Raw genomic sequence first — 14,238 nt, forward strand, 5'->3', positions numbered from 1 at the left:
TCGCATGTTCGTGTTCTGGTCCATCTTCGTCACGCTGATGCTGCCGGTGGAGGTGCGCATCGGGCCGACCTACTCGGTGGTGGCCAACCTGGGCATGCTCAACACCTATGCCGGCCTCACGGTGCCGCTGATCGCCTCGGCGACCGCCACCTTCCTGTTCCGCCAGTTTTTCCTGACCGTGCCCGACGAGTTGACCGAAGCCGCACGCATCGACGGCGCGGGGCCGATGCGCTTTTTCAAAGACATCTTGCTGCCACTCTCGGCCACCAGCTGCGCGGCGCTGTTCGTGATCCAGTTCATCTACGGCTGGAACCAGTACCTCTGGCCGCTGCTGGTGACCACCGACGAAAGCATGTACCCGGTGGTGATCGGCATCAAACGCATGATCAGCGGCGGCGACGCGGCGACCGACTGGAACATCGTGATGGCCACCGCGGTGCTGGCGATGATCCCGCCCGCATTGGTCGTGATCCTGATGCAGCGCTGGTTCGTCAAGGGCCTGGTGGACACGGAAAAATAGAACATGGCAGCCATCTCACTTCGCAACGTCATCAAGCGCTACGGCGCCGGCCCGAAGGCCAACCAAGTGATCCACGGCGTCAACGCCGAGATCAGCGACGGCGAGTTCATCGTCATCGTCGGCCCCTCGGGCTGCGGCAAGAGCACGCTTTTGCGCATGGTCGCCGGCCTGGAAGAAATCTCGGGCGGCGAGATCGCCATCGGCGCGCGCGTGGTCAACGACATCGAGCCCTCCGAGCGTGACATCGCGATGGTGTTCCAGAACTACGCGCTCTACCCGCACATGACGGTGTTCGACAACATGGCCTACGGTCTCAAGATCGCCAAGGTGCCGGTGTCAGAGATCAAGGCGCGGGTCGACAAGGCCGCCGGCATCTTGCAGCTCGCGCCCTATCTCGCGCGCAAGCCTCGCGAGCTGTCGGGCGGCCAGCGCCAGCGGGTGGCCATGGGCCGCGCCATCGTGCGGCAACCGCAGGTGTTTTTGTTCGACGAGCCGCTGTCGAACCTCGACGCCAAGCTGCGCGCGCAAACGCGCATCGAGATCCGCAAGCTGCACGCCGAGCTGGGTGTCACCTCGCTCTTCGTCACCCACGACCAGGTCGAGGCGATGACGCTGGCGCAACGCATGATGGTGATGAACGCCGGGCGCATGGAGCAGTTCGGCACGCCCGACGAGGTGTACGCCCGGCCGGCCACCACCTTCGTGGCGAGCTTCATCGGCTCACCACCGATGAACCTTCTGACCGGCCGCGCCGAAGGATCGACCTTCACGCTGGATGGGCAAACCGTACCGCTGCCCGGCCCGGCGCCGCGCAACGGCGACTTGACCTTGGGCCTGCGGCCCGAGCACGTGGTGGCGGGTGGTTCGGGCGGCTGGCCTCTCAAGGTGGAGCTGATCGAAATGCTTGGCGCCGAGCGCCTGGTGCATGGCCAGCTGGGCAGCCACGACTTCACCTTGCGCATGGACGGCATGTTGCCGCCGCCTGCGGTGGGCAGCACGGTTCAGCTGCAGCTGTCGGCGCAGCACTTGCATTGGTTCGATGTGGCCAGCGGCACGCGCGTCGAATGAAAACTTGGCCCTACCCGTTGTGGATCGCCCACCGTGGCGCCGGCAAGCTCGCCCCTGAAAACACGCTGGCAGCTTTTCGCCTCGGTGCCAGGCACGGCTACCGCGCCTTTGAGTGCGACGTGAAGTTGAGCGCCGATGGCGTGCCTTTTTTGCTGCACGACGCCACGCTGCAACGCACCACGACCGAGACCGGTGTAGCGAGCGAACGCCCGTGGAGCGAGTTGTCACGCCTGGACGCTGGCGGCTGGCACAGCCGCACGTTGGCGGGTGAACCGCTGCCCAGCCTCGACACCATCGCGTGTTACTGCATCCGCAACGGCTTCGCGCTCAACATCGAGATCAAACCGACGCCGGGCCACAACGAAGAAACCGGCCGTGTGGTCGCGCAACACGCCGCCACGCTGTGGGCCGATGAGTCGCTCAAGCCACTGCTCAGCTCTTTCCAACCCGACGCACTCGCCGCGGCCCGCGCTGCCGTTCCTTCGTTGCCACGCGCGCTGCTGCTCGACAGCTTGCGTGAGGGCTGGTTGGCCGAGGCGGAAAACCTGGGCTGCGTGGCCATCGTCGCCAACTGCCGCGTGCTCGACGCCCCCGTGATCGCACAAGCCCACGCCGCCGGCCTGCGCGTGGCGAGCTACACCGTCAACGAGCCCGCCGAAGCGCAGCGCCTGTTCGACGCCGGCATCGACGGATTGATCACCGACGCGGTGGATCGTTTTTCGCCGGGCGCAACCGTTCAGGTCTGAGCGTCCATCACCGTGGTCGGCCGCACCGAGGCCTCGCCGCCCAGCCATTCGTCGGCGTCTTCGGCTTCGGGCAGCACCTTCACACCGCGGATTGCAGGGTGCCGCCAGGCCAGCAAGGCCAACAGCAAGGCCGAGCCGCCCGAAAACGCCAGCGCCGCTCGCAGCCCGATGTGTTCGCCCAACCAGCCACCCAGCAGCGCACCCGGCCCCGCCGCCAACAGGCTGAGCCAGCGCATCGCGCTCGTCATGCGCCCCAGCAGCGGCGCCGGCGTCACCGCCTGTCGCATGGCCAGAAAGTTGATGAACACCAGCACCGCACCCGCGCTGAACAGCAGCAACATCACGGCAAACGCCGCCACGCCCCAGGCATTGGCCGGCGCCACGGCCAGCAGCAACCAGCCCGCGCCGCACACCGCCGTGCCGATCACCAGGCTGGGGCCGGGGCCCACACGGCGGCTGATGCGGTTGCCCAGCACGCTGGCGATGATGGTGCCCAGGCCCATGCCCATGTAGCTCAGGCCCACCTGCTGCTCGTTCAAGCCGAGGGTGCGAGTGGCAAACAAGATCTGCACCACCAGCGCGGCGTGGTGGCACATCTGCCAGGCCCCGACGACCACGGCCAGCGCCACCAGCAGCGGCGTGCCCAGCACGAAGCGCAAGCCGGTGCGCAGGTCGCGCCAGAAATGGGTGCCGCCACGCAGCGAGCGCCGATCTTCCTGCACATGCACACCGCGCAGAATCGCGGCCGACACCACCAGCAGCACGGCATCCACCAGCAGGGCCAGCGGTGCACCGACCACCTTGATCAAGGCACCGGCAAAACCCGGGCCGGCCACTTCGGCACCCGAGGTGGCGAGCGCGTTCTTGGCATGCGCCTCGACCAGGCGGTCGCGTGCCACCACTTGCGTCAACACGATCTGCGCCGCCGAACCGGCCACGGTGTAGATGGTGCCGATCACGAAGCCCACCACATAGAGCAAAGCCATCGACAACCAGCCCATCCACCAGGCGAAAGGCACGCAAGCAACCACCACTCCCAGCAGGCACTCGCCCACCACGTAGACCGGCAGCTTGGGCACACGGTCGAGCCACACACCGGCAGGCAAGGAGAACAGCACGAAAGGCGCGATCTCCATGGCCGTCAGCAAGCCCATCTGCGTGGGCGTGGCGTTCAGCAGCACCGCGGCGGTGAGTGGCAAGGCCAGCATGGTCACCTGCCCGCCAAACGAGCTGATCAGGATGGACGTCCACAGGCGCCGGTAGACCGCGTCGCGCAGCAGGTCGTTGGGGGCCAGGCTCAGCCGCTGCGTCCAGGCTCGCCATCGTGCGATGAGCCGATTCAACATGTGTCGTCTCCTCTTTCGTCTGTCGCTCGGGTGCGGGTGGCACCCTGGTGGATCGGTGGATCCGGATCAGCGAAAGAAGAAGCGCATCAAACCCGTTCTTCCGCTGAGGGTCTCAGCGGAACTTCGGTGGAAGCGAAGCTGAGAAGTTAAATGCCCCAGGAGGCCTGCGTGACCGATGGGGTTGGCGACGGCAGCTGAATGCCGCGTCGACGCACACCCGCGCCCGGAGCGCTGCCAAAAGCAGCGTCATGCGAGGGGCGGGTCAGGTGATTCATGTCATGCAGGTAGGGCGAGCGGCCATGCTACCAGCGGCCTGTCGGGCGAGGCAAGCACCAAGGGCGTGGCCTCCCTAGAACCGAAGTCCGCTCGCGCGCGGTGGCGTGTCGCGATACCGCGCGTGCTCGCAGTGGGCACTTCGCGGCTTTGCATTGCGCCGGCCGATGCCGATGCGCACCATGGCTATTCGTTCGTTTCACACTTCACACCGACACGCCACCATGGACAGCAGCACACACCTCACCTCCCCCCACGCAGACCGTGGGCGCTGGCTCGCGCTGATCGCCGCGCTGGCCGTACTGGGACTCGGTGTGCACGGGCCCATCACCCAATGGGCCAGCTACCACCAGTTCGCCGACGCGCGGCCCTGGGGTCTTCTGCCGCATGCTGCCAATGTGCTGAGCAACCTGCCGTTTGCCGTGATGGGTGTGTGGGCGCTTTGGCGTCTTTCCGGTCAAGCCGGCATGTGGGCCTGGCGCTTGTTTGCCACGGCCGTCACGCTCACGGCGATCGGCTCGTCGATCTATCACTGGCAACCGGACAACACGGGTCTCGTGATCGACCGACTGCCCATCGCGTGGGCCTGCGCCACGCTGCTCTGCGCCTTCCTGGCCGAACGTGTGGACGCACGCTGGGCGGATGCCAAAGCATTGGTGCTGGCCTTGTTCGTCAGCTCGTCGGCCGTCGTGTGGTGGGCAGTGGGTGAAGCACAAGGCCTGGGTGACCTGCGGCCTTATGTCTTCGTGCAGTTCCTGCCGATGCTGTTGATACCGGCGGCGCTGCTGATGAACATGCAGCCGGTATCGGCACGCGCCCTGCCCGCTTCAGCCTGGTGGACAGCGTTGGCCTTGTATGGCCTCGCCAAGGCGCTGGAAGCCGCCGACCATCAGGTGCTGGAGACGCTCGGCGTGGTCAGCGGCCACAGCCTCAAGCACCTGCTGGCCGCCGGCACCGCCGGCTGGCTGCTGCGCGCAGCCTGGCTCAGCTGCGGTAATCGGCGTTGATCTTGACGTAGTCGACGCTGAAGTCGCAGGTCCACACCGTGGCCGTGGCCGGGCCACGGCGCAGGTCGATGCGCACCGTGATCTCGGCCTGCTTCATCACCCGCGCGCCATCGGCTTCTTGATAGCTCGCCTTGCGCCCGCCATCGGTGACCACGTGCACGTCGTCGAGAAAGAGTTCGATGCAGGTCTGGTCGAGATCGGCGATGCCGGCGTAACCCACCGCCGCCAGGATGCGGCCGAGGTTGGGGTCGCTTGCAAAGAATGCCGTCTTCACCAGCGGCGAGTGGGCGATGGCGTAAGCCACCTGCTTGCACTCGGCCTCGGTCTTGCCGCCATCGACCTGCACGGTGATGAACTTGGTGGCGCCTTCGCCATCGCGCACGATGGCCTGGGCCAGCTGCGTGGCGACGTCGATCACGGCCTGGCGCAGCAGCGCGCCATCGCCCGAGTCGAGCTGGGTGATCGGCGCATGGCCGGCGACGCCGGTGCCACCACGACGAACGAGTCGTTGGTCGAGGTGTCGCCATCGATGGTGATGCGGTTGAACGACTTGTCGGCCGCTTCGGTGGTCAATGCCCGCATCAGCTGCGGCGCGATCACGGCATCGGTGGCCAGGAAGCTCAGCATGGTCGCCATGTTGGGCCGGATCATCCCGGCGCCCTTGCTGATGCCCGTGATGGTGACCGTCTTGCCGCCGATCTGGATCTGCTTCGACGCCGCCTTGGCCACGGTGTCGGTGGTCATGATGGCCTCGGCCGCCACACCCCAGTTGGCTTCTTTCAGGTCGGCAATGGCAGCAGGCAACCCGGCAGCGATGCGGTCGGTGGGCAGCGGCTCCATGATGACGCCGGTGGAAAACGGCAGCACCTGCTCGGGCGAGAGGTTGAGCAATTGCGCCACCGACACGCAGGTGGAGAACGCACGCATCAGGCCGTCTTCACCGGTGCCGGCGTTGGCGTTGCCCGTGTTGATGACCAGCGCACGCGGCCCGATGGCGGCGGCCAGGTGTTTGCGGCACAGCTGCACCGGCGCGGCACAAAAGCGGTTGGCAGTGAACACACCCGCGACCTGCGAACCTTCAACCAGGGTGATGACCGTCAGGTCGCGGCGGTTGGCCTTGCGCACACCGGCCATCGTGATGCCCAGCTGGACACCGGGGACGGGGAACAAGGTTTTGGGATCAGGAGCAGTGAGATTGACAGGCATGGTGACTCCAAAAATCACAGGGGTCAGGCCGAACAAGGCTTCGATACCTCAGCCCGAACGGACATTGTTTGGTCAAAGCACAACAGGAAGCGAAGCGACCCGTGACCGAGCCCTGGCCGCCCGCCGGGCCGCCCCAAGGGCCGGCCAGCGCCCCCTGGGGGCAGGAGCGAAGCGACTGGGGGGCTAAGCCAATCTACCGTGGCACAACTTGTATTTCTTGCCGCTGCCACAAGGGCACGGGTCATTGCGGCCGACCTTGGGGACCACGGTCGATTCGTCGGTCTCCTGCACCACGCTGCCGTCTTCGCTGGGGTGGGTGTAGGTCAGGTTGCTGATGGCTTCGACGCGCTCTTCGATCGCCTCGGTGGCCTCGGCCACCTGCTCCTGGGTCTGGATGCGCACCGTCATCAGCACACGCGTGACGTCCATCTTCACGATGTCCAGCAGCTGGCTGAACAGCTCGAAGGCTTCGCGCTTGTACTCCTGCTTCGGGTTCTTTTGTGCATAGCCGCGCAGGTGGATGCCCTGGCGCAGGTAGTCGAGTGCGGCCAGGTGGTCACGCCAGTGCTGGTCGATCGACTGGAGCAGGATCATGCGCTCGAAGGGCATGAACTGCTCCGCGCCCACACGCTCCAACTTTTCGTTGAAGCTGTCGTTGCCTGCCTTGACCACCATCTCGACAATGTCTTCGGCGGCGATGGCGCTGCTCTTTTCGACGTGTGTCTTCACAGCCAGGTCAAGCTGCCACTCGTCACGCAGGGTCTTCTCCAGCGAGTCCAGGTCCCACTGCTCTTCCACGCTGTCGGCGGGCACATAGGTGTGCACCACATCGGTCAGCGTGCTTTCGCGAAGGCTGGTCACCTGGGCGGTGAGGTTTTGTGCCTCAAGGATCTCGTTGCGCTGTTGGTAGATCACCTTGCGCTGGTCGTTGGCGACGTCGTCGTATTCGAGCAGCTGCTTGCGCATGTCGAAGTTGCGCGCTTCAACCTTGCGCTGCGCACCTTCGATGCTGCGGCTGACGATGCCGGCTTCGATGGCCTCGCCTTCGGGCATCTTCAGGCGGTCCATGATGGCGCGCACACGGTCGCCCGCAAAAATGCGCATCAGCGGGTCTTCGAGCGACAGGTAGAAGCGCGAGGAGCCCGGGTCGCCCTGGCGGCCGGAGCGGCCACGCAGCTGGTTGTCGATGCGGCGTGACTCGTGGCGCTCGGTCGCGATGATGCGCAGGCCGCCGGCCGCTTTGACCTGGTCATGCAGGCCTTGCCACTCGCTCTTGAGCTTGTCCGCACGCTGCAACTTCTCGGCCTCGCCGATGGCATCGTCAGCCTCGATCACCTTGATCTGGTTTTCGACGTTGCCACCCAGCACGATGTCGGTGCCGCGACCGGCCATGTTGGTGGCGATGGTGATGACGCCCGGGCGGCCGGCCTGGGCCACGATCTCGGCCTCCTTGGCGTGCTGCTTGGCGTTGAGCACCGCATGCGGCAACTTGGCGGCCTTGAGCTTCTCGGAGATCAGCTCGGAATTTTCGATCGAGGTCGTGCCCACCAGCACCGGCTGGCCACGCTGGTGGCAGTCGCGGATGTCGTTGATGACGGCGTCGAACTTCTCCTTGTTGGTCTTGTAGACCAGGTCGAGTTCGTCTTTGCGGTCGGTCGGCTTGTTCGGCGGAATGACCACGGTCTCGAGACCGTAGATCTCCTGGAATTCATAGGCCTCGGTGTCGGCCGTGCCGGTCATGCCCGACAGCTTGCCGTACATGCGGAAGTAGTTCTGGAAAGTGATCGAGGCGAGCGTCTGGTTCTCGCTCTGGATCTGCACACCTTCCTTGGCCTCGACAGCCTGGTGCAGGCCATCGGACCAGCGGCGGCCCGTCATCAGGCGGCCGGTGAACTCGTCGACGATGATGATCTCGCCGTCTTGCACCACGTAATGCTGGTCGCGGTTGTAGAGGTGGCGTGCACGCAGGGCCGCGTAGACGTGGTGCATCAGCGTGATGTTCTGCGGGTCGTACAGGCTCGCGCCTTCGACCAGCAGGCCGGCTTCACGCAAGATGCGCTCGGCGTTTTCATGACCGTCTTCGGTCAGGAAAACCTGGTGCGACTTTTCGTCGACGGTGAAGTCGCCCGGGTCGATCACGCCCTCGCCGGTGCGCAGGTCGAGCTCGCCGATCTGCTTCTTGAGTTGCGGCACGACGGCGTTGATGCGCACGTACATGTCGGTGTGGTCTTCGGCCTGGCCGCTGATGATCAGTGGCGTGCGGGCTTCATCGATCAGGATCGAGTCGACCTCGTCGACGATGGCATACGGCAGGCCGCGCTGCACGCGGTCGGCCGTCTCGTGGACCATGTTGTCGCGCAGGTAGTCGAAACCGTATTCGTTGTTGGTGCCGTAGGTGACGTCGGCGGCGTAGGCGGCCTGCTTTTCTTCACGCGGCATCTGCGGCAGGTTCACGCCCACCGTCAGGCCGAGGAAGTTGTAGAGCTGGCCCATCCACTCGGCGTCGCGCCGGGCGAGGTAATCGTTGACCGTCACCACGTGCACACCCTTGCCGGTGAGCGCGTTCAGGTAGACCGGCAACGTGGCCATCAGCGTCTTGCCTTCGCCGGTGCGCATTTCGCCGATCTTGCCGTTGTGCAAGGCCATGCCGCCGATCAGCTGCACGTCGAAGTGGCGCATCTTGAGCGCACGCTTGCTGCCTTCGCGCACCACCGCAAAGGCTTCGGGCAGCAGGTCGTCGAGCGACTCGCCCTTGGCGACGCGCTGTTTGAATTCTTCCGTCTTGGCCTTGAGCGCTGTGTCGTCGAGTTGTTCGAACTTCGACTCCAGTGCGTTGACCTGCTGCACCACCGCGCGGTACTGCTTGAGCAGGCGGTCGTTGCGGCTACCGAAAATAGAGGTGAGAAGCTTGGGCAACATGCAGCGTCGGAGATGTGGGGGGCTGAAAAGCAGCGGGCAAATTCAAGGCGGCTGGCATCGCTGCCGGTCGCCTGAGAACTCTGGAAAACTTCGGAGAAACGGGCAGTGCCGTGGGAACTGGGGCCGGGTTGTGCCTTTGCAAGGCAAAGCCCTTGTTACCGCGGAAAAAGCTTCGAATCTTACACCGGGGGTTGTGACGCCCCCGGGGCGTCAGCGGGGGCCCTGCGGGGGGCCGACGGCTGCTGCAGGCCCGGCCCGCACGTCAGGGGCCACGGCGGTGCGCACGCCCACCGGCGCCTTGCCGGCGAGGAACTTGGCCGGGTTTTGCAACACCCCTTCCACCGACACCTCGAAGTGCAGATGCGGCCCGGTCGAGCGGCCCGTTGTGCCGACCTGCGCCACCACCTGCCCACGTTTCACCAGATCGCCGGCTTTCACCAGGATCTTGGAGGCGTGGGCATAACGGGTTGTCAGCCCGTTGCCGTGGTCGATCTCGAGCAGGTTGCCGTAGGCCGCGTGAAAATCGGTTGAGCGCACCACGCCTCCCGCAGCCGCCATGATGGGCGTGCCCACGTCCCCGGGAAAGTCGAGCCCGGTGTGCAAGGCGGCACGGCCCGAAAACGGGTCGGTGCGAAAACCAAAGCCCGAGCCCACTGCACCGTTGATCGGTGCGCTGTTGGGCACCATCAGAGCGGCCAAGCGGTTTTCGAACAGGCGCGACTCGATCATCGTGAAAAGGTCGGTGCTCTGCTCGGTCGCCTCGTCGAGCGAAGAGACCATGCCGTTGAGCTGGTCGAGCGATGGCTTGCGCGCGGGCACAAAAGGGCCGCCCTGCCCGCCACGCAGCGAGGCCGGGGCGATCTGCTTGAGCTCTTCGGGCTTGACGCCGGCCAGACCCGACACCCGCTCACCAATGGCTTCGAGCTTGATCAGCTTGGCCTGCATCTCGCCGACCTTTTGCGCCATCGCGTCGAGGTTTTCGCGCATGAAACGGTCGCGCTGGGCAAACTCGTCGCGCACCACCAGTCGCACGATCTGGCTCACCACCGGCCAGCCTTCGCGGGCGGCTTTGAGAAAGATCACGTGATAGATGGTGCCCGACAGCAGCAAGAGCACCATGACCAGGCCCGCCAGGATGCCGGCCAACTGCAGGCGATTGAAGTGCAACACACGGGTGCGCGCCATGCTGCCGTGAGTGATCATGATTTGCATCGCTAAACTCCTTCGGGTGAACCAGAAACCACCCCCGGTCACCCCCAACGCTTTGCGCATCGAAGAGGCGCTCGATCGCAGCCTCCCGCTTGCACGACTACAGCAACTGCTGCGCGAATCCAAAGCGCGCTTTGAAGCTGTTCGACCTGTCTTGCCGGCGGCTTTGGCCGCTCATGTGACTCCCGGCCCCGTGGATGGCGAGGGGTGGTCGCTGCTGGTGGCCAATGCCTTGGTGGCAGCCAAGCTGCGCCAGCTTCAACCTCGGCTCGAGGATGCACTCAAGCAGCGGGGATGGCAGGTTACTGCAATCAGGATCAAGGTTCAATCGAGCTGATACGAGACGTATCAGTAGCTCGGCATCAAGGTTGGCGCACGCGCCGCCGGGTGGTACGGCAATCCTTGGGTGAGTGTTGGGTGGTGCCCCCGGCAGGAATCGAACCCGCGACCTTCGGTTTACAAAACCGCTGCTCTACCAGCTGAGCTACAAGGGCCAAGGACGCGATTTTAGCCGCGACCGGTTTTTCTATTTGATGCGCTTGAGCGAAGGGCGTCCACCACTCGGCGGCTCAGGCGGGTCTGGCTCGCCATCGTTGTGAGCGTCCTTGCCGGTGCCAGAAGCGTTGTCGTCCGCGGTGGCCAGACGCAGGCCACCCGGCTGGGTCGGTCGATCGGGTGTTTCAGTTGGAAGCGGCGGCAGAGGCGACTCGGCGCCCGCCGCACTTTCGGTAGGCACCGGAAACGCCATGCCCTGCCCGTTTTCACGCGCGTAGATGGCGATCACGTGGTCCACCGGCACGGTGATGTCGCGCGAGCTGCCGCCAAAGCGTGCCTTGAACTCGATCAACTCGTTGCCCAGCTTCAGCGCGGTCGTGGCCTCGAACCCGACGTTCAGAACGATTTCATTGTTCTTCACGTACTCCATCGGCACCTGCACGCTGGCGTCCACATACACCGCCAGGTACGGCGTGAAGCCGTTGTCGGTGCACCAGTCGTGCAGGGCGCGGATCAGGTAAGGCCGGGTGGAACTCCCGGCGTTGCCCGGCGATGTCGGGATCAGGCTCATGCCGCTTCTTGTCCGAATGGCAGTTACTTGCGCATCACCTTTTCAGACGGCGTCAGCGCCTCGATGTAGGCCGGGCGCGAGAAGATGCGTTCGGCGTACTTGAGCAGCGGCACGGCGTTCTTCGACATGTCGATGCCGTAGTAGTCGAGCCGCCACAGCAGCGGGGCAATGGCCACGTCGAGCATCGAGAAGTCGTCGCCCAGCATGAACTTGTTCTTCAGGAAGATGGGCGCGAGCTGCGTCAGGCGGTCGCGAATTTGCGCGCGGGCCTTCTCCAGCTGCTTGTCGGTGGGCTTGCCGCCGCGCGACTCGAGGATGTTCACGTGGGCGAACAGCTCCTTCTCGAAGTTGAGCAGGAACAGGCGCACGCGCGCACGGGCGACCGGATCCCCGGGCATCAGCTGCGGGTGCGGGAAGCGCTCGTCGATGTACTCGTTGATGATGTGCGATTCGTACAGGATCAGGTCGCGTTCGACCAGGATCGGCACTTCGTTGTACGGGTTCATCAGCGCGATGTCTTCGGGCTTGGCGAACAAGTCCACATCGCGGATTTCGAAGTCCATGCCTTTTTCAAACAGGACAAAACGGCAACGGTGCGAATAGGGGCAGGTCGTTCCGGAGTAAAGCACCATCATGATGGCGGCTCCTTGAGGCTAGGGGTCTTGCAAAACACAAACGGAGTGGGCGGGCCCAAGCGGGCATCCCACTCCGCAAACGATCGGTGCCGCGGGCAGCGGCACAGGTCGAACGCTTATTTCACGTCTTTCCAGAAGGCGGCGTTCAAGCGCCAGGCGATGAGCGTGAAGAAGGCCAGGAAGATAAGCACCCAGACACCGAGCTTGACTCGGTTGTTCTGAGCCGGCTCACCCATCCACTGAAGGAAGCCCACCAGGTCACCGATGGCCTGGTCATAGTCAAGCTGGCTCATCGAGCCCGGGGTCAGCTGCTCGTAGCCGACAAAGCGGTGCACCATCTTGCCTTCATGGTGCGGATCTTTTTCGTCAACATACTTGGCCGCGCGCTGGCCCTGCAACTCCCACAAGACGTGGGGCATGCCCACATTCGGGAATGCGAGATTGTTCCAGCCGGTGGCCGTGGCGTCGTCGCGGTAATAGCTGCGAAGGTAGGTGTACAGGTAGTCGGCACCCGACCCCTGGCCGAACGACGCGCGCGAGCGGGCGATCACGGTCAGGTCGGGCGGCAGGGCACCGAACCATTCCTTGGCCTGCTTGTCGCTCATCGTCACCTTCATGGTTTCGCCAACCTTGTCGGTCGCAAACATCAGGTTCTTCTTGATCTGGTCTTCGGTCAGCCCGATGTCGCGCAGGCGGTTGTAGCGCATGTACGAAGCAGCGTGGCAGTTCAGGCAGTAGTTGACGAACAGCTTGGCGCCGTTCTGCAACGCGGCCATGTCGTTGACCTTGGCCTGCGGGAACTTGTCCCAGGCAATACCTCCGCCCGCAGCGACAGCGCCTGAACTCAGGCCCAGCGAGACCAGCAAAATGAAAATCAGTTTCTTCATGGTGTGGAGTTCCGGCTTGCTCTTCAGTGGGCGGCGAAAGTCACGCGGTCAGGCACCGGCTTGGACTGCCCGATGCGGCTCCACCAGGGCATCAGCAAGAAGAAGCCGAAGTAGAACAAGGTGCCGACTTGCGACACACGCTCACCCACCGGCGACGGTGCTTGCACGCCCAGGTAACCCAGCACAGCGAACACCAGCACGAAGATGCCGTACATCACCTTGTGCCAGTCAGGGCGGTAGCGGATGGACTTGGCCTCGGAGCGATCGAGCCAGGGCAGGAAGAACATGATGACGACCGCGCCGCCCATCACGACCACGCCCCAGAACTTGGCCTCGAAGGTCAGCAGCAGCGCGGCGCCGACCACCGCTCCAATGGCAATGGCGAGCTTGCCCATCGATGAGAGACCACCCTTGACGATGGCGAGCACTGCACCCAGGCCCAACAAGGCCACGAGCACGTAGACCATCTCCGAGGTGGTGGCGCGCAGCATCGAGTAGTAGGGCGTGAAGTACCAGACGGGGGCGATGTGCGCAGGCGTCTTCAGCGGGTCGGCCGGGATGAAGTTGTTGTACTCAAGGAAGTAGCCGCCAAACTCCGGCGCGAAGAAGACGATCGCGGTGAACACCATCAGGAACACGCTGGTCGCGTAGATGTCGTGCACGGTGTAGTACGGGTGGAAAGGAATGCCGTCGAGCGGGACGCCCTTGGCGTCTTTTTTGGCCTTGATTTCCACGACGTCGGGGTTGTTTGAGCCCACTTCGTGCAGCGCAATGATGTGCGCCACCACCAGGCCCAGCAGCACCAGCGGCACGGCGATCACGTGGAAGCTGAAGAAGCGGTTCAGCGTCGCATCGGACACCACGTAGTCACCGCGGATCAGCAGCGCCAGATCGGGGCCGATGAAAGGCACGGCCTGGAACAGGTTCACGATCACCTGCGCGCCCCAGTACGACATCTGGCCCCAGGGCAGCAGGTAGCCCATGAAGGCTTCGGCCATCAGGCACAGGAAGATGGCGCAACCGAAGATCCAGACCAGCTCGCGCGGCTTGCGGTAGCTGCCGTAGATCTTGCCGCGGAACATGTGCAGGTAGACCACGACGAAGAACGCCGAGGCGCCAGTGGAGTGCATGTAGCGCACCAGCCAGCCCCAGGGCACGTCGCGCATGATGTACTCGACCGACGCGAAGGCCAGCGCCGCGTCGGGCTTGTAGTGCATCACCAGGAAAATGCCGGTGACGATCTGGATCACCAGCACCAGCAGCGCCAGCGAGCCAAAGAAATACCAGAAGTTGAAGTTCTTCGGGGCGTAGTACTCGGTGACGTGGTAGCGCAGCTGCTCGCCGGCGGACGGGAAG

General features: G+C 64.4%; 12 protein-coding genes, 1 tRNA gene and 1 pseudogene. 5 read left to right on the forward strand and 9 right to left on the reverse strand.

The genetic code is table 11. The annotated features are described in order from the left end of the window. The 3 genes from RMO40_RS03975 to ugpQ all read left to right on the forward strand — a co-directional run. On the forward strand, window positions 1-520 hold a 520-nt coding region (locus RMO40_RS03975; RefSeq protein WP_309716623.1), incomplete at its 5' end, for an ABC transporter permease subunit. A 3-nt stretch (window positions 521-523) separates the two neighbouring features. Continuing rightward, window positions 524-1,588: a sn-glycerol-3-phosphate import ATP-binding protein UgpC gene (locus RMO40_RS03980; protein ID WP_309716625.1), complete on the forward strand. Its 1,065-nt coding sequence runs from the start codon at window positions 524-526 to the stop codon at window positions 1,586-1,588. Then, window positions 1,585-2,334, forward strand: a complete 750-nt coding sequence (gene ugpQ, locus RMO40_RS03985; protein ID WP_309716629.1) for a glycerophosphodiester phosphodiesterase — start codon at window positions 1,585-1,587, stop codon at window positions 2,332-2,334. Before RMO40_RS03980 ends, ugpQ begins: the two co-directional genes overlap by 4 nt. Here ugpQ and RMO40_RS03990 read toward each other — a convergent pair. Then, on the reverse strand, window positions 2,325-3,680 hold the full coding sequence (locus RMO40_RS03990; protein WP_309716631.1) for an MFS transporter: 1,356 nt from the start codon (window positions 3,678-3,680) through the stop codon (window positions 2,325-2,327). The genes ugpQ and RMO40_RS03990 overlap by 10 nt on opposite strands. A 497-nt stretch (window positions 3,681-4,177) precedes the next feature. Between RMO40_RS03990 and RMO40_RS03995 the strand changes: the two genes are divergently transcribed. After that, window positions 4,178-4,960: a hypothetical protein gene (locus RMO40_RS03995; protein WP_309716634.1), complete on the forward strand. Its 783-nt coding sequence runs from the start codon at window positions 4,178-4,180 to the stop codon at window positions 4,958-4,960. Here the strand turns inward: RMO40_RS03995 and argJ are convergent. From argJ to RMO40_RS04010, 3 genes and pseudogenes are all read right to left on the reverse strand, one after another. Beyond that, window positions 4,938-6,166 (reverse strand): annotated as a pseudogene (argJ, locus tag RMO40_RS04000) (bifunctional glutamate N-acetyltransferase/amino-acid acetyltransferase ArgJ). The gene RMO40_RS03995 and the pseudogene argJ sit on opposite strands and share 23 nt — an antisense overlap. Before the next feature lie 183 nt (window positions 6,167-6,349). Then, window positions 6,350-9,085, reverse strand: coding sequence for a preprotein translocase subunit SecA (gene secA, locus RMO40_RS04005; protein WP_309716637.1), 2,736 nt, complete (start codon window positions 9,083-9,085; stop codon window positions 6,350-6,352). A 210-nt stretch (window positions 9,086-9,295) separates the two neighbouring features. Next, window positions 9,296-10,297, reverse strand: a complete 1,002-nt coding sequence (locus tag RMO40_RS04010; protein WP_309716640.1) for a peptidoglycan DD-metalloendopeptidase family protein — start codon at window positions 10,295-10,297, stop codon at window positions 9,296-9,298. Between RMO40_RS04010 and RMO40_RS04015 the strand changes: the two genes are divergently transcribed. Continuing rightward, the gene (locus tag RMO40_RS04015; RefSeq protein WP_309716643.1) at window positions 10,287-10,631 is read left to right on the forward strand and encodes a DciA family protein; all 345 of its coding nucleotides are present in this window, start codon (window positions 10,287-10,289) and stop codon (window positions 10,629-10,631) included. The genes RMO40_RS04010 and RMO40_RS04015 overlap by 11 nt on opposite strands. An 81-nt stretch (window positions 10,632-10,712) precedes the next feature. Here RMO40_RS04015 and RMO40_RS04020 read toward each other — a convergent pair. The 5 genes from RMO40_RS04020 to RMO40_RS04040 all read right to left on the reverse strand — a co-directional run. Next, a tRNA-Thr gene (locus tag RMO40_RS04020) sits at window positions 10,713-10,788 on the reverse strand. 32 nt (window positions 10,789-10,820) lie between these two features. Continuing rightward, window positions 10,821-11,360, reverse strand: a complete 540-nt coding sequence (locus tag RMO40_RS04025) for a ClpXP protease specificity-enhancing factor (RefSeq protein WP_309716645.1) — start codon at window positions 11,358-11,360, stop codon at window positions 10,821-10,823. Between the two features lie 23 nt (window positions 11,361-11,383). Beyond that, window positions 11,384-11,995, reverse strand: coding sequence for a glutathione S-transferase N-terminal domain-containing protein (locus RMO40_RS04030; protein ID WP_296687495.1), 612 nt, complete (start codon window positions 11,993-11,995; stop codon window positions 11,384-11,386). 116 nt (window positions 11,996-12,111) lie between these two features. Continuing rightward, window positions 12,112-12,882: a cytochrome c1 gene (locus tag RMO40_RS04035; RefSeq protein ID WP_309716650.1), complete on the reverse strand. Its 771-nt coding sequence runs from the start codon at window positions 12,880-12,882 to the stop codon at window positions 12,112-12,114. 23 nt (window positions 12,883-12,905) lie between these two features. After that, window positions 12,906-14,238, reverse strand: a 1,333-nt coding sequence (locus RMO40_RS04040) for a cytochrome b N-terminal domain-containing protein (protein ID WP_309716653.1), incomplete at its 5' end; no start/stop codon positions are given.

Source organism: Rhizobacter sp. (assembly GCF_031412075.1).
Lineage (GTDB): Bacteria > Pseudomonadota > Gammaproteobacteria > Burkholderiales > Burkholderiaceae_C > Rhizobacter.

What these genes read in the sequence shown, in the direction of transcription:
- RMO40_RS03980 (WP_309716625.1), top strand. Translation starts at nt 524, where the DNA reads ATGGCAGCCATCTCACTTCGCAACGTCATCAAGCGCTACGGCGCCGGC.
- ugpQ (WP_309716629.1), top strand. Translation starts at nt 1,585, where the DNA reads ATGAAAACTTGGCCCTACCCGTTGTGGATCGCCCACCGTGGCGCCGGC.
- RMO40_RS03990 (WP_309716631.1), bottom strand. Translation starts at nt 3,680, where the DNA reads ATGTTGAATCGGCTCATCGCACGATGGCGAGCCTGGACGCAGCGGCTG.
- RMO40_RS03995 (WP_309716634.1), top strand. Translation starts at nt 4,178, where the DNA reads ATGGACAGCAGCACACACCTCACCTCCCCCCACGCAGACCGTGGGCGC.
- secA (WP_309716637.1), bottom strand. Translation starts at nt 9,085, where the DNA reads ATGTTGCCCAAGCTTCTCACCTCTATTTTCGGTAGCCGCAACGACCGC.
- RMO40_RS04015 (WP_309716643.1), top strand. Translation starts at nt 10,287, where the DNA reads ATGATTTGCATCGCTAAACTCCTTCGGGTGAACCAGAAACCACCCCCG.
- RMO40_RS04010 (WP_309716640.1), bottom strand. Translation starts at nt 10,297, where the DNA reads ATGCAAATCATGATCACTCACGGCAGCATGGCGCGCACCCGTGTGTTG.
- RMO40_RS04025 (WP_309716645.1), bottom strand. Translation starts at nt 11,360, where the DNA reads ATGAGCCTGATCCCGACATCGCCGGGCAACGCCGGGAGTTCCACCCGG.
- RMO40_RS04030 (WP_296687495.1), bottom strand. Translation starts at nt 11,995, where the DNA reads ATGATGGTGCTTTACTCCGGAACGACCTGCCCCTATTCGCACCGTTGC.
- RMO40_RS04035 (WP_309716650.1), bottom strand. Translation starts at nt 12,882, where the DNA reads ATGAAGAAACTGATTTTCATTTTGCTGGTCTCGCTGGGCCTGAGTTCA.